Source organism: Pseudomonas sp. RC10 (assembly GCF_038397775.1).
GTDB lineage: Bacteria > Pseudomonadota > Gammaproteobacteria > Pseudomonadales > Pseudomonadaceae > Aquipseudomonas > Aquipseudomonas bambusae.
This window is the reverse complement of sequence record NZ_CP151650.1, coordinates 15,934-40,141: the sequence shown is the minus strand read 5'-3', so window position 1 is coordinate 40,141 and position 24,208 is coordinate 15,934. Positions and strand designations below refer to the sequence as shown.

Annotated in this window: 24 protein-coding genes; 10 read left to right on the top strand and 14 right to left on the bottom strand. The window is 59.7% G+C overall.

The window, feature by feature from the left end; translation table 11 throughout:
* Window positions 1–104: 104 nt before the first annotated feature.
* Window positions 105–965 carry an SDR family oxidoreductase gene (locus AAEO81_RS00200; protein ID WP_341960909.1) on the top strand — a complete coding sequence of 287 codons (861 nt, stop codon included), beginning with the start codon at window positions 105–107 and terminating at the stop codon, window positions 963–965.
* A gap of 154 nt (window positions 966–1,119) precedes the next feature.
* Here the strand turns inward: AAEO81_RS00200 and AAEO81_RS00195 are convergent, their stop codons facing one another.
* The 6 genes from AAEO81_RS00195 to AAEO81_RS00170 form a co-directional block, all read right to left on the bottom strand.
* The gene (locus tag AAEO81_RS00195; protein WP_341964658.1) at window positions 1,120–1,857 is read right to left on the bottom strand and encodes a hypothetical protein; all 738 of its coding nucleotides are present in this window, start codon (window positions 1,855–1,857) and stop codon (window positions 1,120–1,122) included.
* Window positions 1,858–1,923: 66 nt separating this feature from the next.
* Window positions 1,924–2,304 carry a RidA family protein gene (locus AAEO81_RS00190; RefSeq protein WP_166594036.1) on the bottom strand — a complete coding sequence of 127 codons (381 nt, stop codon included), beginning with the start codon at window positions 2,302–2,304 and terminating at the stop codon, window positions 1,924–1,926.
* Between the two features lie 23 nt (window positions 2,305–2,327).
* Complete coding sequence (spoT, locus tag AAEO81_RS00185; protein ID WP_341960908.1) at window positions 2,328–4,436, bottom strand: bifunctional GTP diphosphokinase/guanosine-3',5'-bis pyrophosphate 3'-pyrophosphohydrolase; 2,109 nt, start codon at window positions 4,434–4,436, stop codon at window positions 2,328–2,330.
* A gap of 60 nt (window positions 4,437–4,496) precedes the next feature.
* Window positions 4,497–4,760 (bottom strand): DNA-directed RNA polymerase subunit omega, encoded by a 264-nt coding sequence (rpoZ, locus tag AAEO81_RS00180; protein ID WP_004887180.1) that lies wholly within the window; start codon window positions 4,758–4,760, stop codon window positions 4,497–4,499.
* A 265-nt stretch (window positions 4,761–5,025) separates the two neighbouring features.
* On the bottom strand, window positions 5,026–5,646 hold the full coding sequence (gene gmk, locus AAEO81_RS00175; RefSeq protein ID WP_341964657.1) for a guanylate kinase: 621 nt from the start codon (window positions 5,644–5,646) through the stop codon (window positions 5,026–5,028).
* Between the two features lie 13 nt (window positions 5,647–5,659).
* Window positions 5,660–6,523 (bottom strand): YicC/YloC family endoribonuclease, encoded by an 864-nt coding sequence (locus AAEO81_RS00170; RefSeq protein WP_341960907.1) that lies wholly within the window; start codon window positions 6,521–6,523, stop codon window positions 5,660–5,662.
* 288 nt (window positions 6,524–6,811) lie between these two features.
* On the opposite strand from AAEO81_RS00170, the gene rph reads away from it, so the two are divergent.
* Together rph and AAEO81_RS00160 are read left to right on the top strand one after the other, a co-directional pair.
* A complete protein-coding gene (rph, locus tag AAEO81_RS00165) occupies window positions 6,812–7,534 on the top strand; it encodes a ribonuclease PH (protein WP_296184638.1) in 723 nt (240 codons plus the stop codon).
* 58 nt (window positions 7,535–7,592) lie between these two features.
* The gene (locus AAEO81_RS00160; RefSeq protein ID WP_166594040.1) at window positions 7,593–7,961 is read left to right on the top strand and encodes a DUF4870 domain-containing protein; all 369 of its coding nucleotides are present in this window, start codon (window positions 7,593–7,595) and stop codon (window positions 7,959–7,961) included.
* A gap of 200 nt (window positions 7,962–8,161) precedes the next feature.
* Here AAEO81_RS00160 and AAEO81_RS00155 read toward each other — a convergent pair whose 3' ends face one another.
* The gene (locus AAEO81_RS00155) at window positions 8,162–8,941 is read right to left on the bottom strand and encodes an exodeoxyribonuclease III (RefSeq protein WP_166594041.1); all 780 of its coding nucleotides are present in this window, start codon (window positions 8,939–8,941) and stop codon (window positions 8,162–8,164) included.
* Window positions 8,942–9,023: 82 nt separating this feature from the next.
* Here AAEO81_RS00155 and pyrE point away from each other — a divergent pair, with 82 nt between their 5' ends.
* Both pyrE and AAEO81_RS00145 read left to right on the top strand, forming a co-directional pair.
* A complete protein-coding gene (gene pyrE, locus AAEO81_RS00150) occupies window positions 9,024–9,665 on the top strand; it encodes an orotate phosphoribosyltransferase (protein ID WP_341960906.1) in 642 nt (213 codons plus the stop codon).
* A gap of 106 nt (window positions 9,666–9,771) precedes the next feature.
* Entirely contained in the window at window positions 9,772–10,302 is a 531-nt protein-coding gene (locus AAEO81_RS00145) for a DUF4124 domain-containing protein (RefSeq protein WP_341964656.1), read from the top strand.
* 66 nt (window positions 10,303–10,368) lie between these two features.
* On the opposite strand, the gene argB is transcribed toward AAEO81_RS00145, so the two are convergent.
* From argB to coaBC, 4 genes are all read right to left on the bottom strand, one after another.
* On the bottom strand, window positions 10,369–11,274 hold the full coding sequence (gene argB / locus AAEO81_RS00140; protein ID WP_062379782.1) for an acetylglutamate kinase: 906 nt from the start codon (window positions 11,272–11,274) through the stop codon (window positions 10,369–10,371).
* Between the two features lie 25 nt (window positions 11,275–11,299).
* Window positions 11,300–12,697 (bottom strand): phosphomannomutase/phosphoglucomutase, encoded by a 1,398-nt coding sequence (locus AAEO81_RS00135; protein WP_341964655.1) that lies wholly within the window; start codon window positions 12,695–12,697, stop codon window positions 11,300–11,302.
* A gap of 1,301 nt (window positions 12,698–13,998) precedes the next feature.
* Window positions 13,999–14,454, bottom strand: coding sequence for a dUTP diphosphatase (gene dut, locus AAEO81_RS00130; protein ID WP_166594044.1), 456 nt, complete (start codon window positions 14,452–14,454; stop codon window positions 13,999–14,001).
* Window positions 14,455–14,460: 6 nt separating this feature from the next.
* Window positions 14,461–15,669 (bottom strand): bifunctional phosphopantothenoylcysteine decarboxylase/phosphopantothenate--cysteine ligase CoaBC, encoded by a 1,209-nt coding sequence (gene coaBC, locus AAEO81_RS00125; protein WP_341960905.1) that lies wholly within the window; start codon window positions 15,667–15,669, stop codon window positions 14,461–14,463.
* A 132-nt stretch (window positions 15,670–15,801) separates the two neighbouring features.
* Between coaBC and radC the strand changes: the two genes are divergently transcribed.
* The gene (radC, locus tag AAEO81_RS00120; RefSeq protein ID WP_341960903.1) at window positions 15,802–16,476 is read left to right on the top strand and encodes a DNA repair protein RadC; all 675 of its coding nucleotides are present in this window, start codon (window positions 15,802–15,804) and stop codon (window positions 16,474–16,476) included.
* A gap of 148 nt (window positions 16,477–16,624) precedes the next feature.
* Here the strand turns inward: radC and AAEO81_RS00115 are convergent, their stop codons facing one another.
* A complete protein-coding gene (locus tag AAEO81_RS00115; RefSeq protein ID WP_341960902.1) occupies window positions 16,625–18,214 on the bottom strand; it encodes an ABC transporter substrate-binding protein in 1,590 nt (529 codons plus the stop codon).
* Between the two features lie 361 nt (window positions 18,215–18,575).
* Between AAEO81_RS00115 and rpmB the strand changes: the two genes are divergently transcribed.
* A complete protein-coding gene (gene rpmB / locus AAEO81_RS00110; protein ID WP_108236194.1) occupies window positions 18,576–18,812 on the top strand; it encodes a 50S ribosomal protein L28 in 237 nt (78 codons plus the stop codon).
* An 11-nt stretch (window positions 18,813–18,823) separates the two neighbouring features.
* Entirely contained in the window at window positions 18,824–18,979 is a 156-nt protein-coding gene (rpmG, locus tag AAEO81_RS00105) for a 50S ribosomal protein L33 (protein ID WP_062379766.1), read from the top strand.
* Window positions 18,980–19,071: 92 nt separating this feature from the next.
* Here rpmG and AAEO81_RS00100 read toward each other — a convergent pair whose 3' ends face one another.
* Complete coding sequence (locus AAEO81_RS00100; RefSeq protein WP_166594048.1) at window positions 19,072–19,434, bottom strand: cupin domain-containing protein; 363 nt, start codon at window positions 19,432–19,434, stop codon at window positions 19,072–19,074.
* A 276-nt stretch (window positions 19,435–19,710) separates the two neighbouring features.
* Here AAEO81_RS00100 and AAEO81_RS00095 point away from each other — a divergent pair, with 276 nt between their 5' ends.
* Entirely contained in the window at window positions 19,711–21,204 is a 1,494-nt protein-coding gene (locus tag AAEO81_RS00095) for an aldehyde dehydrogenase (protein ID WP_341960899.1), read from the top strand.
* Window positions 21,205–21,433: 229 nt separating this feature from the next.
* Window positions 21,434–22,579: an MFS transporter gene (locus AAEO81_RS00090; RefSeq protein ID WP_341960898.1), complete on the top strand. Its 1,146-nt coding sequence runs from the start codon at window positions 21,434–21,436 to the stop codon at window positions 22,577–22,579.
* Here the strand turns inward: AAEO81_RS00090 and AAEO81_RS00085 are convergent.
* Entirely contained in the window at window positions 22,576–24,159 is a 1,584-nt protein-coding gene (locus AAEO81_RS00085; protein WP_166594051.1) for a phospholipase D family protein, read from the bottom strand. The two genes, AAEO81_RS00090 and AAEO81_RS00085, sit on opposite strands and share 4 nt — an antisense overlap.
* Between the last annotated feature and the right edge of the window lie 49 nt (window positions 24,160–24,208).

The window sequence follows — 24,208 nt, the reverse complement described above, 5'->3', positions numbered from 1 at the left end:
TAACAAAAGTAATAGAGTATCTTTTTTTAACACGAACGCGTCCCGGTGGTCGCTTTTAGGCCCGGAATCATGGGCTCAAACCTATTTTTGATGTGGAGATTGTCATGGCAACGCCATCCGTTTTGATTGCCGGATGTGGCGACATCGGAGGGCGTCTGGCCTCCCGGTTGCTGCAACAGAGATGGTCGGTGTATGGACTGCGCAGGAACGTGGCGAAATTGCCGCAAGGCGTGCGGGGCGTCAGTGGTGATCTGTTCGATGCGCGGATTCCGGAGCAATGGCCTGAAGGGCGAATCGATTATCTGGTGTATTGCGCAACTCCCACGGAGCGGGATGAAGCGGGTTACCGGGCGGCGTACGTGCAGGGATTGCGCAACGTGCTGGGCTGGATCGCGCGCAGCGGGCAGAAACCACGGCGGGTGCTGTTCGTATCAAGCAGCAGTGTGTATGGGCAGCAGCATGGAGAATGGATTGACGAAACCTCTCCAGCCGAGGCTTCAGGATTTTCCGGACAGATCATGCGCGAGGCCGAACAGGTAGCGCTCACCAGCGGCTGGCCTGCGAGTGTCGTCCGTCTCACCGGCATTTACGGGCCGGGTCGCAGTGATTTGATGAACCGGGTACGTCAAGGCTACAGCGTGGCTGTCGAGCCGCCTTTGTATGGCAACCGAATTCACGCCGATGATGCGGCAAATCTGTTGGCGTTTCTGCTCCAGGCCGATGCTGACGGGAGGGTGCTGGAGGACTGCTACATCGGTGTCGACGATGCCCCCGCGCCGTTGGCGGAGGTGGTGGACTGGATGCGTGAGCGGCTGGGCGTTACGCAGTGGTCGGACGAAAACACCGTCCGCCGCACGGGCAGCAAACGTTGCAGCAACGCCAGGGCAAGAGCGCTGGGCTGGGTGCCGCAGTACGCGAGTTATAAAGAGGGGTATGAGGCGCTGTTGGCGGGGGAAGCCTCGTAACAGCCAACGTGAACTCAGCCTGTAGGAGCGAATTTATTCGCGAATGATCGACCCAGACGATACATCTCTATCGGCTGGGAGATTTTCGCGAATGAATTCGCTCCTACAGGTGGGTTCGCTCTAGCGACGGACACAGCCTGGTAGGCGATTGAGGCTAGTTCTTCTCCAGCACCCAGTGCCGCTCGCCCGGACGAAGGTCCGGCATTTCGGTCGCCTGGGCATTGTTCACCGCCTGAAAGATTTCCAGCTGTTTGCCTTGGCGGACGAACACCCACGGGTTGCCGCGCTCGTTTTTCTCCAGCCACATGCTGTCGTATTCGCCACTCATGGCCGCGCAGTCGCCTGCCAGACACAGCGCATAACGGTCATTGCCCGGCAATCCGCTCACGCTGCCATCGGGTTCGAATTCGACGACGCTGCCCTGGCCGTCGCCGTTGACGATGGTCCACTTGCCGCCCAGATAAGCGGTGTAGAGCGCACGTTCAAAGCTGGTTCCTGGCTGGGCGCCTGCTGGAGCGGCTTCCTTGGGAGTGCGAAAGTGCTGCTCGGGGCCGGTGTCACTGGCAGCCTGCACCAGCTCATCACCTTTGAGCTTCAAATCGTCGGAGGCGCTGCCGTAGACGTTGACCTTCCAGTCGCCTTTCGGGTCCTTGGCAATCTTGCCCTCGGTCAGCTCAAAGCCGTTATAAGACGTCGCCTGACCCGCTGCCGTGTTGATATTCCACTCCAGCGTCGGCCCGTAAGCCAACAACGACTGGCGCAGATTGCCACCTTCGGCTGCAGCATCGATGGCCGCCTGGTTGATCCAGACACCCTCGGGCGTCTTGTTGGAGTGGCTGGCGCAACCGGTCAGCATTGCGGCCAGCAGCGAGAAAGCGAACGCGACGCGCATACGCATGGCGGAGTCCTTCCGTTGCTCTGAGAGGGTGGCGGAGCGTGTAGGCGCTCCGCGAGGGATTTACTCGATGACCAGCACAGCGTCCATTTCGACCTGGGCGCCACGTGGCAGCGCGGCAACGCCGATGGCAGCACGGGCCGGGTAAGGCTGTTCGAAGTATTTGCCCATGATTTCGTTGACCTTGGCGAAGTGGCTCAGGTCGGTCAGGAAGATGTTCAGCTTGACGATGTCCTTGAACGAACCGCCTGCCGCTTCAGCCACGGCCTTCAGGTTTTCGAACACCTGAACGGTCTGGGCTTCGAAGCCTTCGACCAGTTCCATGGTTTTCGGGTCCAGAGGAATCTGGCCGGACATGTAGACGGTATTGCCAGCTTTGATCGCCTGAGAATACGTGCCGATGGCGGCAGGGGCTTTGTCGCTGGAGATAACGGTCTTGCTCATGAAAAACTCCTGTTGGCGGTTGGCTACGCGCGCATGCGGGTGATGCGGATCACGCCAGTAAGGGCGCGCAGTTTCTTGATCACTCGGGCCAGATGCACGCGGTCGTGCACGCTGACCACCAGTTGGACCACGCTGATACGACCATCGCGTTCGTCCATGCTGATTTTCTCGATGTTGCCATCGGCCGCGTTGACGCTGCTCGCCAGCAGGGCAATGAGCCCGCGCTGATGCTCCAGCTCGACCCGCAGCTCGACATTGAATTCGCCGGTGACGTCCTTGGCCCAGGACAGCTGGATGCATTTTTCCGGGTTGTGGCGGATTTCACTGATGTTGCGGCAGTTGTCCAGGTGCACGACCATGCCTTTGCCCGCCGACAAGTGGCCCACGATCGGGTCGCCCGGAATTGGCGTACAGCATTTGGCGTAGCTGAGCACGAGGCCTTCGGTGCCGCGAATTGCCAGCGGCCCTTCGGCGCTCGGCAGCTCTTCGCCTTCGCTGGCCAGCAGGCGGCGAGCGACGACATAAGCCATGCGGTTGCCCAGGCCGATGTCTTCGAGGAGGTCTTCAATGACCTCTACCCGGTATTCGGCTAGGATCAGTTGCAGGCGCTCGTTCGGAATCTTGTCCAGCGTGCTGTCGAAGCCGTTCAGCACCTTGTTCAGCAGGCGCTCGCCCAGGCTGATGGACTCGGAGCGGCGTTGCAGTTTGAGGGCGTGTCGGATGTGCGTGCGCGCCTTGCCGGTGACCACGAAGTTGAGCCAGGCCGGGTTCGGACGTGCGCCCGGAGCGCTGACAATCTCGACGGTCGAGCCGCTTTGCAACGGTTCGGACAGTGGCGCCAGACGACGGTTGATCCGACAGGCAATGCAGCTGTTACCGACGTCAGTGTGTACCGCGTAAGCGAAGTCGACCGCCGTGGAGCCTTTGGGCAGCTCCATGATCCGGCCTTTCGGGGTGAAGACGTAGACCTCGTCCGGGAACAGGTCGATTTTCACGCTCTCGATGAATTCCAGCGAGTTGCCGGCGCGTTGCTGCATTTCCAGCACGCCCTTGACCCACTGACGTGCGCGAGCATGGGTGCCTTTCGGCTGCTCGTCGCCCGACGATTTGTACAACCAGTGCGCGGCGATGCCGTTGTTGGCCATCTCTTCCATCTCGCGGGTGCGGATCTGGATTTCGATGGGCACGCCATGCATGCCAAACAACGTGGTGTGCAACGACTGATAGCCGTTGGCTTTGGGAATTGCAATGTAGTCCTTGAAGCGACCGGGCAGCGGTTTGTACAAATTATGTACAGCGCCTAGCACGCGGTAGCAGGTGTCTACTTTGTCTACGATGATCCGGAACGCGTAAACGTCCATGATTTCGTTGAAGGCCCGACGCTTGCCGCGCATCTTCTTGTAGATGCCGTAGAGGTGCTTCTGCCGTCCACTGACTTCGCCTTCGATGCCGTCCACTGCCAGGCAGTGGCTCAGCGACTCTTCGATCTTGTTGACCAGTTCCTTGCGGTTGCCGCGCGCACGTTTGACGGCTTGACCGATGCGCGACGAGCGCATGGGGTACATGGCTTTGAAACCCAGGTCTTCGAATTCGATCCGCACGCTGTGCATGCCCAGGCGGTTGGCGATGGGGGCGTAGATTTCGAGGGTTTCTTTAGCGATGCGTCGGCGTTTTTCGCCAGACAGCACTTCCAGGGTGCGCATGTTGTGCAGGCGATCGGCGAGCTTGACCAGGATCACGCGAATGTCGCGGGCCATGGCCATGGCCATCTTCTGGAAGTTTTCGGCTTGCGCTTCGGCCTTGGTCTCGAAGTTCATCTGGGTCAGTTTGCTGACGCCATCGACCAGTTCGGCCACGGTTTCGCCGAACTGCGCACAGAGCGCTTCCTTGGCGATACCGGTGTCTTCGATCACGTCATGCAGCATCGCAGCCATCAGGCTCTGATGGTCCATGTGCATGTCGGCAAGGATATTGGCCACCGCCAGCGGGTGCGTGACGTAGGCTTCGCCGCTTCGACGGCGTTGGCCATCGTGGGCTTGTTCGGCGTAGAAATACGCTCGGCGAACCAGATTGACCTGGTCGGCGCCGAGGTAGGTCGAGAGGCGATCGGCGAGGGCATCTATGCTCGGCAAGGGAGAACTCCTTGCCGAAGCGGGTGACCCTGCGCGTTGCTACGTCGACCGGGCATAGGCTTAGACGGCCTCGTTGGACTCGTCCTCGAACGCAGCGAACAGTGGTTCATCTTCAACGATTTCGGCTTCTGCAATAACAGCGTAATCCATCAGGCCCGCTGCGATTTCGCGCAGGGCAACAACGGTAGGCTTGTCGTTTTCCCAGGCCAGCTTTGGCTCTTTGCCGCCGGTCGCCAGTTGACGCGAACGTTTGGTGGCGAGCATGACCAGCTCAAAGCGGTTATCTACATGTTCCAGGCAGTCTTCAACGGTCACGCGGGCCATGGGTATTCCTCGTAGCAAATGCGTATGCGCGGTGCCCGGATGGGCGAGCGGACTCGGTAGTTTACAAGTGGACGGCCACAAGCTTCAAGCGGCACGCCACGAGCGGTCGGTTTTGGCGCTTTTTCGATGTGTTTCACACGGCCCCTGTAGGAGTGAGCTTGCTCGCGATAGCTATCCATCAGGCGAATGCAGTGCCTGATCTGACGCATCGCGAGCAAGCTCACTCCTACAGGTTCGCGGTGTCACCACGCGGGCAGTGGTGTGATTATGCGAGCAACTGTGACAACAGCCCGGCATGACGCTGTTGTTGATGCTCATTGCTCAGCAGGTTGGCGCGGAAGATGGCTTTCAAGTCTTCCAGCGCGGTCGCGAAATCGTCGTTGATGACGATGTAGTCGTACTCGACGTAGTGGCTCATCTCGCTGACCGCTTCACGCATGCGGCCTTCGATGATGTCGTCACTGTCTTGGCCGCGGTTGGTCAGACGCTGACGCAGCGCCTGTTGGGTCGGCGGCAGAATGAAGATCGAGCGGGCGTGGGGCAACAGCTTGCGCACTTGCTCGGCGCCCTGCCAGTCGATTTCCAGAATCAGGTCATGGCCTTCGTCCAGTGTCTGCTGGAGACGGCTTTGCGAGGTGCCGTAGAGGTTGCCGAACACTTCCGCCTGTTCGAGAAAATCACCGTGCTCGATCATCCGCACGAACTCGGCGCGGTCGACGAAGTGGTAATTCACGCCGTCCACCTCACCCGGACGCATGGCCCGCGTGGTGTGGGAAACGGAGACGCGGATCTGTGGCTGCGCATCGATCAGGGCTTTGACCAGGCTGGTCTTGCCCGCGCCCGAAGGGGCGGAAACGATGTAGAGAGTGCCGGTGCTGTGGGTCATGTCGTGGTTGGCCTTACTCAATGTTCTGCACTTGTTCGCGCATCTGCTCGATCAACACCTTCAGGTTGACCGCGGCTTGTGTGCTGCGAGGGTCGAAGGCTTTGGAGCCCAGTGTGTTGGCTTCGCGGTTGAGTTCCTGCATCAGAAAGTCCAGGCGGCGCCCCGCCTGTCCGCCGGCCTTGAGCACACGACGCACCTCGGTGACGTGGGTGCTCAGGCGGTCGAGCTCTTCGGCGACGTCGCTCTTCTGCGCGAGCAGCACCATCTCCTGTTCCAGACGCTGCGGATCGAGCTCGGCCTTCATGTCGGCGAAGCGATCAAGCACTTTCTGGCGTTGGGTGGCGAGCATCTGGGGCACGAGGGTGCGCAGGGTAGCGACTTCGGTCTTGATCGATGTCAGCCGTTCGTCGAGAAGTTTGGCCAGATCGGCGCCTTCGCGAGCGCGGCCTGCTTTCAGTTCGTCCAGCGCTTCATTGAACAGGGCCAATGCGTCGTTGTTGAGCGCCTGTGGGTCAGCTGCGTCGGCCACCAGCACGCCGGGCCATGCCAGGACTTCCAGCGGGTTCAGCGCTGCGGGCTGTTTGATCAGGCTGGCGACGGTTTCAGCGGCAGCCACCAGTTGACTGGCGCGCTCGCGGTTCACTTGCAGCGGCTTGCCGGTCGTTTCTTCGGTAAAGCGCAAGGTGCATTCGATCTTGCCGCGAGACAGCCCTTGGCGGAGCGCTTCACGCACGGCCCCTTCCAGATCGCGAAAGGATTCCGGCAGGCGCAGATGGGGTTCGAGATAACGATGATTGACCGAGCGCAATTCCCAGCTCAGCGTGCCTTGGGTGCCGGCTCGTTCGGCACGGGCGAAAGCCGTCATGCTGTGCACCATGGGAAAATACCTCTAAAAAGTCAGGCGTACGGGGCGATGTGCCGCCCGAAGTTGCCGTGAAGAAACGGCAGGCTATAAAGGCGCAAGATTGTAGCTCAGAGCAGGGGGCGCGCCCAAATGTGGCATTGTCGCAGCCGTGAAAGAATGTCGCTGTTTCGCTGCCTTACAGCGCCTTTCTGTAACCTTGGGCGTGCGCCAATCATCATTGAAGCGTTACAAGTTGTCCCAAGGCAGGGCGTGCGCCTCTATAATGCACGTCAGTTTTCCGTCTCAGCACAGGTATCCCAGATGAAACGTCCAAGTGGTCGCGTTGCCGATCAGCTCCGCTCGATCCGCATCACCCGCAACTACACCAAGCACGCCGAGGGTTCTGTGCTGGTCGAGTTCGGCGACACCAAGGTGATCTGCACCGTCAGCGTCGAAAACGGCGTCCCGCGTTTTCTCAAAGGCCAGGGCCAAGGCTGGCTGACCGCCGAGTACGGCATGCTGCCGCGCTCGACCGGCGAGCGTAACCAGCGCGAAGCGAGCAAGGGCAAACAAGGCGGACGTACGCTGGAAATCCAGCGGCTGATCGGCCGTTCTCTGCGCGCCGCGCTGGACATGTCCAAGCTGGGTGACATTACTTTGTACGTGGACTGCGACGTGATTCAGGCCGACGGCGGCACTCGCACGGCTTCCATCACGGGTGCCATGGTGGCGCTGGTCGATGCACTGAAAACCATCAAGAAGCGCGGTGGTCTCAAGGGCGGCGACCCGCTTAAGCAGATGATCGCTGCCGTTTCCGTTGGCATGTACCAGGGTGAGCCCGTTTTGGATCTGGACTACCTGGAAGACTCCGCTGCCGAAACCGACCTGAACGTCGTCATGACCAGCGCAGGCGGTTTCATCGAGGTTCAGGGCACTGCCGAAGGCGCGCCGTTCCAGCCTGAAGACCTGAACGCCATGCTGGCCTTGGCGCAGAAGGGCATGAACGAAATCTTCGAATTGCAAAAAGCCGCATTGGCGGACTGATCGCTACACGCGCAGTTTTATTCACAGCTCGCTTCACAACCGTCAGAACAGGGAAAGCATGATGATTGATCAGACGCCGTTATCCGCACCGAGCAAGGAAGTCCGTCAGTGGGCAATGCTGTGCCACTTCGCGGCGTTTTTCGGGTTGATCTTTCCCTTCGGCAATTTGCTGGGGCCGCTGATCGTCTGGCAATTGAAGAAAGAAACCGATCCGTACATCGACAGCCAGGGCAAGGAAGCACTGAATTTTCAGATCACCGTCGCCATTGCGGCGATGGTCTGCTTTCTGTTGATGGTGATCGTCATCGGCTTTCCGCTGTTGATGCTGGTGGGAATTGGCGCACTGGTGCTGACGATCATTGCGGGCATCAAGGCAAATGACGGGGTTGCCTACCGGTATCCGTTCACCTGGCGGTTGATCAAGTAATATCTGCCAGCGCTGGGCAACTCTGTGGGAGCGAATTCATTCGCGAGACGATGGTACGGTCGAAGGTAATGCGTCGGATGTACCGACCTCTCGCGAATGAATTCGCTCCCACAGGGGCTTTGCTACGTCTGTAGGGGCGTGCCAACTGCCAGACAAACAAAAGCCGACTTCACGTCGGCTTTTTTTTGAGCAACTGGACGTCAGATGGTCAGCGTCCAGTCGTAGTCCACGATCAGCGGTGCGTGCTGCGAGAAGCGCGGCTGGCGTGGCAGGCGTGCGCTGCGTACGAAACGGCGCAAGCCCGGGGTCAGTAGTTGGTAGTCGAACCGCCATCCCAGATTCAGCATCTCGGCCTGCTCGTTATCGGGCCACCAGCTGTACTGATCGCTCTCACGGCTGACTTCGCGCAAGGCATCGACATAGCCCATGTTGCCAACGATCTCGTCCATCCACGCACGCTCCGGTGCCAGGAAACCCGGAGATTGCTGGCTGTCGCGCCAGTTCTTGATGTCCAGTTTCTGCTGCGCAACGTAGAGCGAGCCACAGTAAATGTACTCACGACGTTTACGACGCTGCTTGTCCAGATACTTGCCGAAATCGTCCATGAGCTTGAACTTCTGGTTCAAGTCGTCATCGCCGTTCATCCCGGACGGGAGCAGCAAAGTTGCGATACTGACCTTATCGAAATCTGCTTGCAGGTAACGCCCATAACGATCGGCTGTTTCAAAGCCAAGACCGTAGATCACCGCCTTTGGTTGCAGTCGCGAGTAAAGTGCCACGCCACCTTGGGCGGGAACTTCGGCATCGCGGGCATACAGGAAGTAGCCATCCAGTTGGAAGGCTGGATCATCCATTTCAAAGGCGGAGGCACGGGTGTCCTGAAGGCAGATGACGTCGGCATTCTGGGCTTGCAGCCAACTGAGCAACCCGCGCTCGACTGCAGCCTGAATACCATTAACGTTCACACTGATGATCCGCATAAATGGCCCCAAAAATCACGTGCGTGTATGATACCCGAGCTCTACCTAATTAGCTAAATCCGTGGTATTCGGGGCTTTTTTCATGCAGGCGTATCAGCGCGAATTCATTCGTTTTGCCATCGATCGCGGGGTTTTGCGCTTCGGTGAGTTCACTTTGAAGTCGGGGCGCACCAGTCCTTACTTCTTCAACGCCGGTCTTTTCAACAGCGGCTCGGCACTTGCCCAACTGGGTAAGTTCTATGCGGCGGCTGTTGTAGAGAGCGGTATTTCCTTCGATGTCCTGTTCGGGCCTGCGTATAAGGGTATTCCTTTGGCGGCTGCGACGGCCGTGGCATTGGCCGATCGTCACAACCTTGACCTGCCGTGGTGTTTCAACCGCAAGGAAGCCAAGGCTCACGGCGAGGGCGGCACGCTGGTCGGTGCACCGTTGACCGGCAACGTCTTGATCATCGACGACGTGATCACTGCAGGCACTGCGATTCGTGAAGTCATGCAGATCATTCAGGCTCAGGGCGCGACCGCCGCTGGCGTGTTGATTGCATTGAATCGCCAAGAGCGTGGGAATGGCGAGCTTTCGGCCATTCAGGAAGTCGAGCGTGATTTCGGCATTCCGGTCGTGAGCATCGTTTCGTTGAATCAGGTCCTTGAGTTCCTGGCAGACGATCCTCAGCTCAAGCAGCATTTGCCCGCCGTGGAAGCGTATCGGGCGCAGTACGGCATCTGAAGGGTCAGGGGATCGCGTTGTTATGCTCAAGCTGGGCACGGTAGGACTTTGTTTGTCGCTGGGAGTGGGGTGTATCGCGAGCGTTCACGCCGACGACACCTCCGGCATGGTGTTCTATCGGTACATCGACAGTCGCGGTGTGACCGTGCTCGACCGTCAAGGCGTGCCCGCAGAATATGCGGGCAAGGGCTATGAAGTCTTGAATATGCGCGGTCGCGTGATTCAAGTCATTCCGCCCGCGCTCACCGGCGACCAGGCACGAGAAGCCCAGGCTGCCGCGCAAGCCGCCAAGGCTCAAGCCGATGCGGATGCCCAGTTGACGCGTCTCTACAGCAGCGTGACCGATATTGATCGGGCCCGCGCGCGCAAGCTCGCCGAGCTGGATTCGCTCATCTCCGTAGCCCGCAGCAATATTCAAGGGCTGGCAAGCCAACAGGCGTCGCTCCAGAGTCAGGCAGCGGATCAGGAGCGTGCTGGCCGCGTGGTGTCTCAAAGCCTGATCGATCAGATGAACGACACCACCGATCAGCAACAGCATCTCAACGATGAGATTCAGCGTTATCAGAGCGCCAAGCAGCAGGCCGACAAGGGTTTCGCGCAGGATCGCGCTCGGTTGCAGCAGTTGCTTTCACAATAAGCTCCGCCCACTGAAAAGGCCCCATCGGTTTGCGCCGGTGGGGCCTTGTTCATTGCATTGGCGGAATCAGTGACGCTTGCGGTTGCTGATCAGCGTACCCACGCCGGTGTCAGTGAAGATTTCCAGCAACACGGCATTCGGGACGCGACCGTCGATGATGTGCGAGGTGGTCACGCCACCCTGCACGGCTTCCAGCGCGCAACGGATTTTCGGCAACATGCCGCCGTAGATGGTGCCGTCGGCGATCAGGCCGTTGACTTGCTCGGTGGTCAGACCCGTCAGCACCTTGCCTTCTTTGTCCATCAAGCCGGCGATGTTGGTCAGCAGCATCAGCTTCTCGGCCTTGAGGGCTTCAGCGACTTTGCCTGCGACCAGGTCGGCGTTGATGTTGTAGGACTCGCCGTCCGCACCCACGCCAATCGGCGCGATCACCGGAATGAAATCACCCTTTACCAGCATGTTCAGCAGGTCGGTGTTAATGCCCACCACTTCGCCCACGTGACCGATGTCGATGATTTCTGGCTTGGTCATCTCCGGCGTCTGACGGGTGACGTTCATTTTTTTTGCGCGGATCAGCTGCGCGTCTTTACCGGTCAGGCCGATAGCGCTGCCGCCATGACGGTTGATCAGATTGACGATGTCCTTGTTGACCTGGCCGCCCAGCACCATTTCCACGACGTCCATGGTCTGCGCATCGGTGACGCGCATGCCGTCAATGAAGTGGCTTTCGATGGACAGGCGCTTGAGCAGGTCGCCGATTTGCGGGCCGCCGCCGTGAACGACGACCGGGTTGATGCCCACTGCCTTCATCAGCACGATGTCGCGCGCGAAGCCGGTTTTCAGCTCTTCGCTCTCCATGGCGTTGCCGCCGTACTTGATCACCAGCGTCTTGCCGACGAAACGTCGGATGTAGGGCAACGCTTCGGAAAGGACTTTGGCGGCATTGGCTGCGGCATCGCGTTCGAGGGTCATTTGGGCTCCACTCAAAAAAGGTTGATCAAAAAGGAAGTTCTAGGTCCGGTGCTACGTTTTTAAGCTGGGTACGGAACACGTCCTTGATGCGTTGCAACTCGTCCTCGGTCTCGGCTTCGAAGCGCAACACCAACACGGGGGTGGTATTGGAAGCGCGCACCAGGCCCCAGCCTTTCGGGTAATCGACACGCACGCCGTCGATGTTCGTCAGGTTGGCGTTGCCCCATTGCGCGTCCTGCTCCAGCGCCTTGATGATGCTGAATTTGCTGGTTTCAGTGACCTTGACGTTGATTTCCGGGGTCGACAGATCGTTCGGGAACGTCTGGAACAGTTCTTCTGCGCTGAGTTTTTCCTGACTGAGGATCTCCAGCAGGCGCGCAGCGCTGTAAATGCCGTCGTCGAATCCAAACCAGCGTTCCTTGAAGAAAATGTGGCCGCTCATTTCGCCAGCCAGCAGCGCGCCGCTTTCTTTCATCTTCTTCTTGATCAGCGAGTGACCCGTCTTCCACATCACCGGGCGACCGCCGTATTCCTGAATCAACGGGATGAGGCGGCGCGTGCACTTCACGTCAAAGATCACATCCGCGCCCGGATTGCGCTTGACCACATCACGGGCGAACAGCATCAACAGGCGATCAGGGTATACGACGCTGCCTGCGTTAGTGACGACACCTACTCGATCACCATCGCCGTCGAACGCCAGGCCCAGATCGGCGCCGGTCTCTTTCACCTTGGCAATCAGGTCTTCCAGGTTTTCCAGCTTGCCCGGGTCAGGGTGATGGTTCGGGAAATTGCCGTCCACGTCGCAGAACAGCGGAATGACTTCGCAATTCAATGCGGCGATCAGTTTCGGGGCGATCACGCCTGCTGCGCCGTTGCCGCAATCGATCACCACTTTGAGGCGGCGTGCAAGCACGACATCGCTGGTGATCTGGCCAGCGTACAGGTCGAGGATGTCAACTTTACTCACGCTGCCTTTGCCCGGCGGCAGGTTGTTACGTTTGATGCGATCGTGCAGCGCCTGAATCTGCTCGTTCGCGAGGGTGTCGCCTGCGATGACGATTTTGAAGCCGTTGTAATCCTTGGGGTTGTGGCTGCCGGTGAGCATCACCCCCGTGCGGCCGTCCAGCACGTTGGCGGCGTAATACAACGCAGGGGTCGGTACGAGGCCGACATCGCTGACGTGGCAGCCGCTGTCGTACAGGCCCTTGATCAAATGGGCCACGAGTTCAGGGCCGGACAAGCGGCCGTCGCGGCCAACAGAAACGTTGGGTTCACCTTGGGCCAGGGTTTGTGCGCCGATGGCACGGCCAATCCAGTAGGCGGTTTCCCCGCTCAGGGTTTCGCCGACGATGCCGCGAATGTCATAGGCGCGGAAGATCGAGTCGGGAAAACTGGGGGCGATGGATACGGTGCTGCTCATTACGTGGGCTTGCTCCGACTTCTGAAAGTCTTGAGATTCATCGAGCATGTCGAGATCGAGAATGTCAGTGTCCTGGAACAGTGGGTCGGTCAACTCGGTCTCTGCTGGATCGAGAGCTTCAAACACGGCCCTGCTGGTCGTCGAACCTGACGTGGCAGTGGGCGAGCCGGGGTGGGCTGCCGTGACGGGCGGGGTCGGTTGATTGCGCAACGAAAACCTCGCCAGGCTCTGCGCCAACCCGTTCAGGGCCGGCATGCTCAGGCCGAAGGCTTTGACGGCTTTCCCGCCCGAGAGTTCTTGCAGCAGTTGCTCCAACTGTCGGGCATCGGCGGCAACACGCCGTTTCAGCGCGCTTTCGTTCAGATACAGGCCCAGCAGCATGCTGCCGAGTGCCACCAGTGCTGCCAGAAGCAACATCAGCGACGGTGGGGACGAGTTAAGCGCGGGCCCTGGTGTAAACGTCAGCTTCCAATTGGGGTAACCCGTGGGAAAGTCAGTGCCACGGCCACCGTCAGACTGGCCGCGTGTCAAAAAGCTCTGAGCGGTAGCGTCGCCGAATTGCTGGCTGAGGACAGTCTGGCCGACTTCCGGTGGCGCTTCCGGCAAGGCATTGGTCACGCGTTGAAGTTTGAACGCCAGCAGCAGCGTCCCGGTGACAGGGGTGTCGGCTGAGGCCCGCAGCGGCGCGACGCTGTAGATCATCCAGCTGTCGCCGACTTTTCGGGCTTCGGGGGCAGGGGTTTCACCCTTGCTGGCCCGGGCGAGCATGTCCAGCGTGGCGAAGCTGATCGGCAACGGGCCCTGATTGTCGACGCTGTTGAAACCCAATGGGTTCAGGCGTGCGCCAATCACACTGTCGCGATACAACAAACGGTTTTGTGCGTTCTGGATCTGCACCGGGTCGTTGCTTTGCAGCGCTTGAGCCAGCGCTGCATCCGTCGCGGCGGCCTGCGTACCTGCGCTGAGCTGACGCAGTGTCTTGCCTATGGCGCCAGCTTGCGCAGTACCCCAGGCTTGAGCGAGCTGATCTTTCTGCTGAGGCTGACTGAGCAAGCCCAACCAGACGAGAATGCCAGCCGCGATCAAGCCAATGATCGCAGGGATAAGGCCTGGACTTGCCAGGCTCAGGTTCGAGTCCTTGACCGGTGCATCAGTCGTTTCTGGGCGAGAAGCCGCCTTCGCTGTGCGCTTGATGCCTTTCAAACTGGACTCTCCCTGCTCTGACTGCCTGAGGTTGTTTACGTAGGTCGTGGGGCGACTCAAGCGTTTAGCGACATCCGTGCCAAGAGGTTTTACGCGGTTCAGTGGCTGCCCGAATGGCCGAAACCGCCTGCGCCGCGCTGACTTTCGTCAAACTCCTGAACGATTTCGAAGTGCGCCTGCACGACCGGCACCAGCACCAGTTGGGCGATGCGCTCACCCACAGAAATCTTGAAAGCGGTCTGGCCACGGTTCCAGCAGGACACCATCAACTCGCCCTGATAATCGGAGTCGATCAGGCCGACAAGGTTGCCCAGCACAATCCCGTGCTTATGGCCCAGGCCCGAGCGCGGCAGAATCAGCGCGGCAAGGGCAGGGTCTGCGATGTATATCGACAGGCCGGTAGGAATCAACAGGGTCTGACCGGGTTCCAGTACCGTTTCCTCTTTGAGCATGGCGCGCAGGTCCAGACCGGCGGAACCGGTGGTGGCGTAGGCCGGAAGCGGGAATTCGCCGCCAATGCGTGGGTCGAGGATTTTGGCTTGTAGAGCATGCATACGTGATTAAACCTGGTTCAAACGTTCGGCGATAAAAGTGACCAACTGGCGGGCGATCTTGGCCTTGCTGGTCTGGGTGAAGAGCGTTGCTTGCAGCGCTCGGTCGATTACGCTGCACGCGTTTTCTTCGCTGTTGAAGCCAATGCTGGGATTGGCAACGTCGTTGGCGATGATCAAGTCGAGGTTCTTGTCCTTGAGCTTGCGTGCAGCATAGTCGAGCAGATGTTCGGTTTCGGCGGCGAAACCGACACTGAATGGACGATCCGGACGCTGGGCGATGGTGGCGAGAATATCCGGGTTGCGGACCATTTGCAGCAAAAGGCCATCACCGGTCGTAGGGTCTTTCTTCAATTTCTGTGGCGCGACGACCTCCGGGCGGTAATCCGCGACAGCGGCAGACGCGATGAACAGATCGCACGGCATTGCGGCCTCGCACGCAGCCAGCATGTCGCGTGCGCTCACGACGTCGATACGCGACACCCGGTCAGGGGTCTGCAGGTTGACCGGGCCCGTGATCAGCGTGACGCGAGCGCCCGCTTCGGCGGCAGCTTCCGCCAGCGCGAAGCCCATTTTTCCCGAGCTGTGGTTGGTGATGTAACGCACCGGGTCGATGTTTTCCTGAGTCGGCCCGGCTGTGATCAACACGTGTTTACCGGTCAGGCTCAGGCGCTGGAAGCAATCGGCAGCGGATTGCGCCAGATCGTTGGGTTCGAGCATCCGGCCATAACCCACGTCGCCACAGGCCTGGCTGCCACTGGCAGGACCGAAGGTACGGAAGTCGCGGCTTTCGAGGGTTTGCAGGTTGGCCTGGACGGAAGGGTCGCGCCACATGGCCTGATTCATGGCCGGTGCGACGGCGACGATGGCGTCGGTGGCGAGCACCACGGTGGTCAGCAGGTCATTGGCGATGCCTTGGGCCAAGCGCGCGATCAGGTCGGCGGTGGCGGGGGCGATCAGCACCATGTCGGCCCATTTCGCCAGATCGATGTGCCCCATGGCCGCTTCGGCGGCAGGGTCGAGCAAGTCGAGATGGACGGGATGACCCGACAGGGCCTGCATGGTGAGCGGGGTGATGAACTCGGCGCCGCCTTTGGTCATGACGACCCGCACTTCGGCCCCGTGGTCTTTCAGCCGACGGACCAGCTCTGCGCTTTTGTAGGCCGCGATGCCACCGCCTACGCCGAGAACGATGCGTTTCCGATACAGCCGCTGCATAGGCCTGCCTTTCAGTCGAGTTACACGCGGCAATCATGTGGCCTTCCGAGGCCGGGTCGACGCGTAAAAAAGATGGCTAAGATAGCACAGCGACCGCACGGGAACAGCGGCGCCCACAGTCAGGGAGGTGCTATGAGTATTCGTGATTGGCCTGCAGCGGAGCGGCCTCGGGAGAAGCTGTTGGAGCGGGGGGCATCAAGTCTTTCCGACGCCGAATTGCTCGCTATTTTTCTGCGCACCGGCGTATCAGGGAAGAGCGCTGTGGACCTTGCGCGTCACCTACTGACGCAGTTCGGCAGCCTGCGTGCGTTGCTGGAGGCCAACCTGCCCGCGTTCAGCGCCGAATTGGGGCTAGGGCCCGCCAAATACGCTCAGTTGCAAGCGGTCATGGAAATGGCCAAGCGGCATATGGGCGAGAATCTCAAGCGTGGGTCTGCGCTGAAAAGCCCTGGACAAGTTCGCACCTATCTCAAAGCGTTGCTGAGAGACGAGCCTCATGAAGTGTTCGGTTGCTTGTTTCTGGACAGCAAAAACCGGGTTCAGGCGTTCGAAGCGCTGTTTCAGGGGTCGATCAATGTCGCGCATGTTCACCCGCGACAGGTGGTCAAACGGGCGCTGGCGCATAATTCGGCGGCGGTCATCCTCTGCCACAACCACCCGTCCGGCGTGTGCGAGCCGAGTGAAGAGGATGTTGAACTGACGGAGCTGCTGAAAAATGCCTTGGCGATGATCGATGTGGTGGTCGTCGATCACCTGATCGTCGGGGATGGAGACCCGATGTCATTGGTGGAATTGGGGTTGATGTAAGAGAGAGGTTCTGTCCGGGTCCCTCTGTAGGAGTGAGCTTGCTCGCGATGGGTATCTCAGACGACGAAGATATGGAGGTCTGAAAAGACGTCTCGCGAGCAAGCTCACTCCTACTACGGTTTGCCTTCCTGTTTGATTATGCCGCGCGTTACTTCACCGTTACCTTGGAGAAGTCCTGCCGCCCAAACGGGCTGACGTCATACCCCAGCACGTTATTACGAGCCAGGGCGAAGGCGGTTGGGTGAGCCAGCGGCAGCCACAGCGCTTGTTTCTGAATCTGCTCCTGCACCTGATGGTAGAGCTTGCTGCGTTGCCCCTGATCGGTCACGGCCTTGCCCTGGCTGATCAGCTTGTCCAGACCCTCATCGCAATAGCGCGCGAAGTTGGTGCCGGATTTCACCGCCGCGCACGAGAACTGCGGCGTCAGGAAGTTATCCGGGTCGCCATTGTCGCCCGCCCAACCCATGAACAGCAGATCGTGCTCGCCGGTCTTGGCGCGACGAATCAGCTCGCCCCATTCGATGACCTTGATCTCGGCCTTGATACCGACAGCCGCGAGGTCATTTTGCAGCAACTGCGCACCTGCACTGGGGTTCGGGTTGAGCAGACTGCCGGACGGACGCGTCCAGATCGTGGTCTTGAAGCCGTCTTTGAGACCCGCCTTCGCCAGCAACTCCTTCGCCTTGGCGACATTATGCTTGTACCCCGGCAAATCGCTGGCATACCCCCATGTGTTAGGCGGATACACGCCATTGGCGGCCCGCGCCGAGCCTTCGAACACCGCCTTGAGGTACGTATCCTTATCGAACGCGAGGTTGATTGCCTGACGCACTTCCGGCTTGTCCAGCGGAGGATGTTGGCTGTTGATCGCCAGGAAAGCGGTCATGAACGCGTCCGTTTTTTCGACCTGCAGGTTCGAATCCTTGGCCGCTTCGGTGACATCCAGAGGCTTGGGCGAGAGGGCGATCTGGCATTCGTTCTGCTTGATCCGCTGCAGGCGCACATTGGCGTCCGGCGTGATCGCGTACAGCAGCGTATCGACCGCCGGTTTGCCTGCGAAGTAGTCAGGGTTGGCGGTGTAACGCACCACCGAGTCCTTCTGGAAGCGTTTGAAAACGAACGGTCCGGTGCCGATTGGCTCGCTGTTGAGCTTCTCGGGTGTGCCAGCTTTCATCAGTTGTGCGGTGTATTCCGCGGAATAAATAGAAGCGAAACCCATGCTCAAGGTGGCAAGGAAGGTGGCGTCAGGGTGGTCCAGGGTAATGCGTACGGTGTTGGCGTCAGGCGCTTCGATCTTCTTGATCAGAGAGGGCCATTGCATCGACTGGGCGTGAGGAAAGCCCTGCACCGCGACCTTGTTCCACGGATTGGCCGGGTCAAGCATGCGCTGGAAGCTGAACACCACGTCATCAGCGTTGAAGCCGCGGGTCGGCGTGAAGTACTCAGTGTGATGGAATTTCACGCCCGAGCGCAGTTTGAAGTCGTAGGTCAGGCCGTCCGGCCAGACACTCCAGCTCTCTGCCAGGCTGGGCACCAGCTTGCCTGTCTGGGCGTCGTAGTCCACCAGACGATTCATCAGCACGTCGGCCGAGGCGTTGGTCGTGGTGAGCGAGTTATACTGCACCACGTCGAACCCTTCCGGGCTGGCTTCGGTGCACACGCTCAGGCTGGTGGCGGCCTGTGCCATCAAAGGCGCGCCCAGGGACGCAAGCAAAAAGGGTAAAACAGCTAGGCGCATGGCGATTTTCCTTTCAGAGATAGCCCATCTGCCGGCGCAGTCTGGAGAGGGAGTTACCCTAGACCACGGATAGACAGAGGACAATCTATCTGGCGCGACGAGTGGTATATTTCGCCTCCCGCCCTTTGCCGCTGGCCTTGTCAGCCGGAAATTCGGGCGTTTCTTGCAGGTCATGCGTCGTTTGTGTTGTTGCGTGAAAGGCTTTCTGGTATAAAGCAGCGCTCTTTTCTAGGGGCCCGCTTCCTTCTTCGTAGGTGTGGCCGGTAAGACCCCTGAAGAAACGCGGCGCCTAGCGCCATGACTGAGAGATTAAGCGGCCAACCCATGCCGGGTTGGGCATGTGGTTTTAGAGGGCTGAGGCATGTCGAGAGTATGTCAAGTTACCGGTAAGGGTCCGGTAACCGGGAATAACATTTCCCACGCAAACAACAAAACCCGTCGTCGTTTCCTGCCAAACCTGCAGCATCACCGCTTCTGGGTTGAGAGCGAGAAACGCTTTGTACGTCTGCGCGTATCTGCTAAAGGCATGCGTATCATCGACAAGCGCGGCATTGATGTCGTTCTGGCCGAAATTCGCCGTGATGGCGCTAAGGTTTAAGGGAGAAAATCATGCGTGAATTGATCCGTTTGGTGTCGACCGCTAACACCGGCCACTTCTACACCACCGACAAGAACAAGCGCACTACCCCGGACAAAATCGAAATTAAAAAATTCGATCCGGTTGCTCGTAAGCACGTGATCTACAAAGAAGCCAAGATCAAGTAATTGATTTTCGCCTCTTACGAAAAAGCCCGCAGCGATGCGGGCTTTTTTGTGGGCGCGATCTGGAATCTTGCCTCCTACAAGGTGGTGGGGCTTCAAGCCTTCTGTTCGAACACCACATAAATTTTGCGGCACGGCTCCAGCACTTCCCATGTGCCTTTGAACCCCGCCGGGATCACAAAGCGATCCCCTGCGCGCAGCGTCTTGGCGTTGCCTTCCTCATCGCGCAACACCGACACGCCCTGCACGATTTCGCAGTATTCGTGTTCGGTGTAGTTCACCGTCCATTGCCCGATTTCACCTTCCCACACCCCGGCGTTCATTTGCCCGCACGGGCTGTCGTAGTGGTTGTACACAGTCTGCTCCGGGTCGCCCTTGAGGATCTTTTCTGCGGCGGGCTTGAAACGCTCGGCGTGGGTGTTGGCTTCGCTGAAGTCGACGATGCTCTCGATGCTCATGTCCTGGCTCCTGAAACAGCGGTGGAAGAGGGTGATTGGATAGGTACTGTCGGCGATAGTGCCGCGCTCGTTTGGTCACTATTGAACTGGTCTGTTGAATAAAATGCACGATAAAACGTCGTTTTAGGTCTTTTTGTCCAATATATTGGAAATTCCCCTGGCGCTGGTTTAGGGTGGACGGATGCCTTTGGCCGATCCGGCAGCTCATCAAGCGACGCCTCTGAAGCACGGACCACGAGCGCGAGGGCGCGCACATTCATTGGAGGAGGACGTTTCATGACCACCCTGACTCACGCTGACTGGGAAAAACGCGCCCAGGCGTTAAAAATCGAAGGCCGTGCCTTCATCAATGGTGAATACACTGACGCCGCGTCCGGCGCCACCTTCGACTGCATCAGCCCGGTCGACGGTCGTTTCCTCGCAAAAGTGGCCAGCAGTGACGTCGCCGATGCCCAGCGTGCAGTAGAAAGCGCCCGCGCCACATTCGAGTCCGGTGTCTGGTCACGTCTGGCCCCGACCAAGCGCAAGGCTGCGATGATTCGCTTCGCCGCATTGCTCGATGAAAATAAAGAAGAGCTGGCGCTGCTTGAAACCCTCGACATGGGCAAGCCGATCAGCGACTCCTATGGCATCGACATTCCGGGCTCCGCACGCGCGTTGAGCTGGAGCGGCGAGGCCATCGACAAACTGTACGACGAAGTCGCAGCCACTCCCCACGATCAATTGGGTCTGGTCACCCGTGAGCCTATTGGCGTCGTTGCGGCCATCGTGCCGTGGAACTTCCCGCTGATGATGGCGTGCTGGAAACTCGGCCCTGCGCTGTCGAGCGGTAACTCGGTGGTGCTCAAGCCTTCCGAAAAATCCCCGCTGACCGCCATCCGCGTTGCAAAACTGGCCATCGAAGCTGGTATTCCGGCAGGTGTACTCAACGTGCTGCCTGGCTACGGTCACACCGTCGGCAAGGCGCTAGCGCTGCACATGGACGTCGACACTGTCGTGTTCACCGGCTCGACCAAGATTGCCAAGCAACTGCTGGTGTACTCGGGCGAGTCGAACATGAAGCGCGTGTGGCTGGAAGCCGGTGGCAAAAGCCCGAACATCGTGTTCGCCGACGCGCCGGACCTCAAGGCTGCTGCCGAGTCGGCTGCCAGCGCCATTGCCTTCAACCAGGGCGAAGTGTGCACCGCAGGTTCGCGTCTGCTGGTGGAGCGTTCGATCAAGGATAAATTCTTGCCGATGGTGATCGAGGCCCTCAAGGTCTGGAAGCCGGGCAATCCGCTGGACCCGGCCACCAACGTCGGCGCGCTGGTGGACACGCAGCAGATGAACACCGTGCTGTCGTATATCGAGGCGGGCCATACCGATGGCGCCAAGCTGGTCGCGGGTGGCAAGCGCATTCTGCAAGAGACGGGCGGCACGTATGTCGAGCCAACGATTTTCGACGGCGTGACCAATGCCATGAAGATCGCTCAGGAAGAAATTTTTGGCCCAGTCCTGTCGGTGCTGACGTTCGACACCGCAGAAGAAGCGGTGCAGATCGCCAACGACACGCCGTACGGCCTGGCGGCGGCGGTGTGGACCTCCGATCTGTCCAAGGCCCACCTGACCGCCCGCGCGTTACGTGCAGGAAGCGTGTGGGTGAACCAGTACGACGGCGGCGACATGACCGCTCCATTTGGCGGCTTCAAGCAATCCGGCAATGGCCGCGACAAATCGCTGCATGCGTTCGACAAGTACACTGAGTTGAAGGCGACGTGGATTAAGTTGTAAGCGCGATTCGAGCGGACACGAGTTCAACTGTAGGAGCGAATTCATTCGCGATGCGGCTGTAGATCCGGTGAAGATGCATCGAATGTACCGGCCAATCGCGAATGAATTCGCTCCTACAGGGTGTTACCACTGCCCTTTGGTTATTCAAACGACTCGCTTTTCAGGACAGCCGGGCTTCCCAAAAGCCCGGCTGTTTCGTCTCTTCCCTTTAAGCCACAGGAGCGTGGTGATGCGTTGGGGTACTTATTTCGCGGTGCTGTCGTCCGTGTTGAGCGTCGGTCTGGCGCTGGGCGTGAGCATGCCGCTGGTGTCGTTGCGCCTCGAAGCCTGGGGTTACGGCGCCTTTGCCATCGGCGTCATGGCCGCGATGCCTGCCATTGGTGTATTGCTGGGGGCCAGTCTGGCCAGCCGGTTGGCGTCCGCCCTTGGCACCGCGAACGTGATGCGTCTGTGTTTGTGGGGAGGGTCGATATCGGTCGGTTTGCTGGCGCTGCTGCCCCATTACTGGATCTGGCTGGTGTTGCGCCTGATGCTCGGGGTGATCCTGACCATGGTCTTCATCCTCGGCGAAAGCTGGATCAACCAACTGGTAACCGAAAACCTGCGCGGCAAACTTGTTGCGCTGTATGGCAGCTGCTACGCCCTCAGTCAGTTGGGCGGCCCGTTGCTGCTCGGCGGGATTGGCACTGAGCACGATTACGGCTTCTGGGTCGGCACCGCACTGCTCGCGACTTCACCTCTTTTGCTTCTGGGCCGATCCGGCGCGCCAAGCGCAGAATCCAGCCACGTTTCCCTGCGAGACCTCGGTGGTTTCTGTCAGAAGCTGCCCGCTATCGCGTGGGCCATCGCGCTGTTCGCCGGTTTCGAAGCGATGATTCTGACACTGCTGCCGGTGTACTGCCTGCAGCAAGGCTTCACGCCCGAGATTGCGCTGGCGATGGTCAGTACCGTGGTGGTGGGCGATGCGTTGCTGCAACTTCCGATTGGCGCACTGGCGGACAAGATTTCTCGGCGGGGCCTGTTCTCGGGCTGTGCGCTGGCGTTGATGCTGTCGAGTCTGGCGATCCCGTTGCTGGTCGACACCATCGCCATCTGGCCGCTGTGGGTGCTGTTCGGCGCCAGTGCGGGTGGGTTGTTCACGCTGTCGCTGATTCTGATCGGCGAGCGTTATCGCGATGATGCGCTGGTGCGGGCTAATGCCCATGTCGCGCAGCTTTGGGGCATCGGCTGTCTGTTGGGGCCGTTGGCAGCGGGAGCCGGCAGCCAGTGGATCAGCGGTCAGGCGCTGCCCTTGCTGATGGCCGCAGGCGCGCTGGGTCTGGTGATCCTGTCGCAACGCCCACAGGCGTTCGGTGCGCAGCCGGTCGCTGCTTAAAGCATCCGCTCCAGTCCCACGGCGCTGCTGAACCACGCGTTCAGTCGGCGCCACCAGTCCCCGGGCTCCTTGTACAGCGTGTGTATTTTGCCGTTGTCCTCGGTGACCCAGACCACGCGATCATTCTCCAATTTGGCCTGGTAGCTGATCGCAGGCGCCATACCTTGCAAGGCCAGTTCGCGCAGGTATTCAGTGAGTTCGGGACTGTCGACCAGCACGCCGACCTCGGTATTCCACAGCACGGAGCGGGGGTCGAAGTTGAATGAGCCGACGAAGATTTTCTGCCGGTCAAAAATCATCGCCTTGCTGTGCAGGCTGGATTCGGAACCGCCTTTAAGGGTTTTGGTGCGCAGAAACCGGGGGCCGCTGCCTCGCGCATTGCTCGGGTCGCCAGGCTGACGGCGAAGTTCAAACAGCTTCACGCCGTGGGCCAGCAACGCCTTGCGATAGGGTGCGTAACCGCCGTGGACGGCGGGCACGTCCGTCGCCTCCAGCGAATTGGTCAGCAGGTTTACCGACACGCCTTTGTCGGAAAGGCCCGTGAGGTATGTCAGACCTTCCGGTCCCGGCACGAAGTAGGCCGAGATCATCATCAGCTCCTGATGCACGTTCATCAGGTCGGGGCTCAGCTGCGTGGTCAGCAGCAAGTGGGGATCGGGATCGCCACGGGACAGCACCTTGGTCGGCGCGTCCCACAGAGCTTGGTTGTGCGCCCAGATCAGCTCGTTCAGCCAGGTCTTCAAACGCGGCTGATCTTTGTAGGCCATCAACCGTTCGTATAACGCTTTTTTCTCGACGTGAGCCTGCTCCAGCGACGCGTCCAGCCGCTTGCGCGCTTCGGCGAGGTCCTTGGTGTCGGGCGGCCAATAGATGAAATCGTCCACCGGCCTGCTCAGGGTGCTGTTCCAGTATTGATCGAAACTGTGGCTCAACTGCTCGGCCACGGGCCCGACGCTAAGCATGTCGATATCGGTGAAATTAAGGTTGGGTTCGGCGTCGAAATACTCGTCGCCAAGATTGCGTCCGCCGACGATGGCGACGGCGCTGTCCGCCAGCCATAGCTTGTTGTGCATGCGCCGGTGCTGCTGGGACAGATTGAAGAGGCGGCCGAGCGAGCGCGTGGCCCCGGTGCTGCGCCCCAGATTGAGCGGGTTGAACAGCCGAATCTGGATGTTCGGGTGGGCGGCGAGGGTGGCAATGACCTCGTCCAGCCCGTCGCTGGTGGTGTCGTCCAGCAAAATGCGCACGCGCACGCCTCGGTCGGCGGCCTTGAGCAATTCATCGATCAGCGCCCGGGTGCTGAGTCCGTCGTGGACGATGTAGTACTGCAAATCGAGGCTGGTCTTGGCGTTTCGAATCAACTCGGCACGGGCCATGAAGGCCTCAGTGCTGTTGGGCAGCAGCCGGAAACCCGAGCGCCCGCCATAGGGCGCCGCTTCCGCCAGGATCGAGCGCCCGAAAGGCGAGGCCGACGCGGGCAATGCCTGGCTCGGGCCGTCCTGCTGCGAAGACCTGCTCGCGCAGCCGCTGATGCCGAGGGCAAAGGCCAAAAGGAGGGGCAGTGCCCATGTTTTCGTCAACGGCGTCATCCGGAAGTCACGTCATGGCGATATGACCGCATTTTCCGCC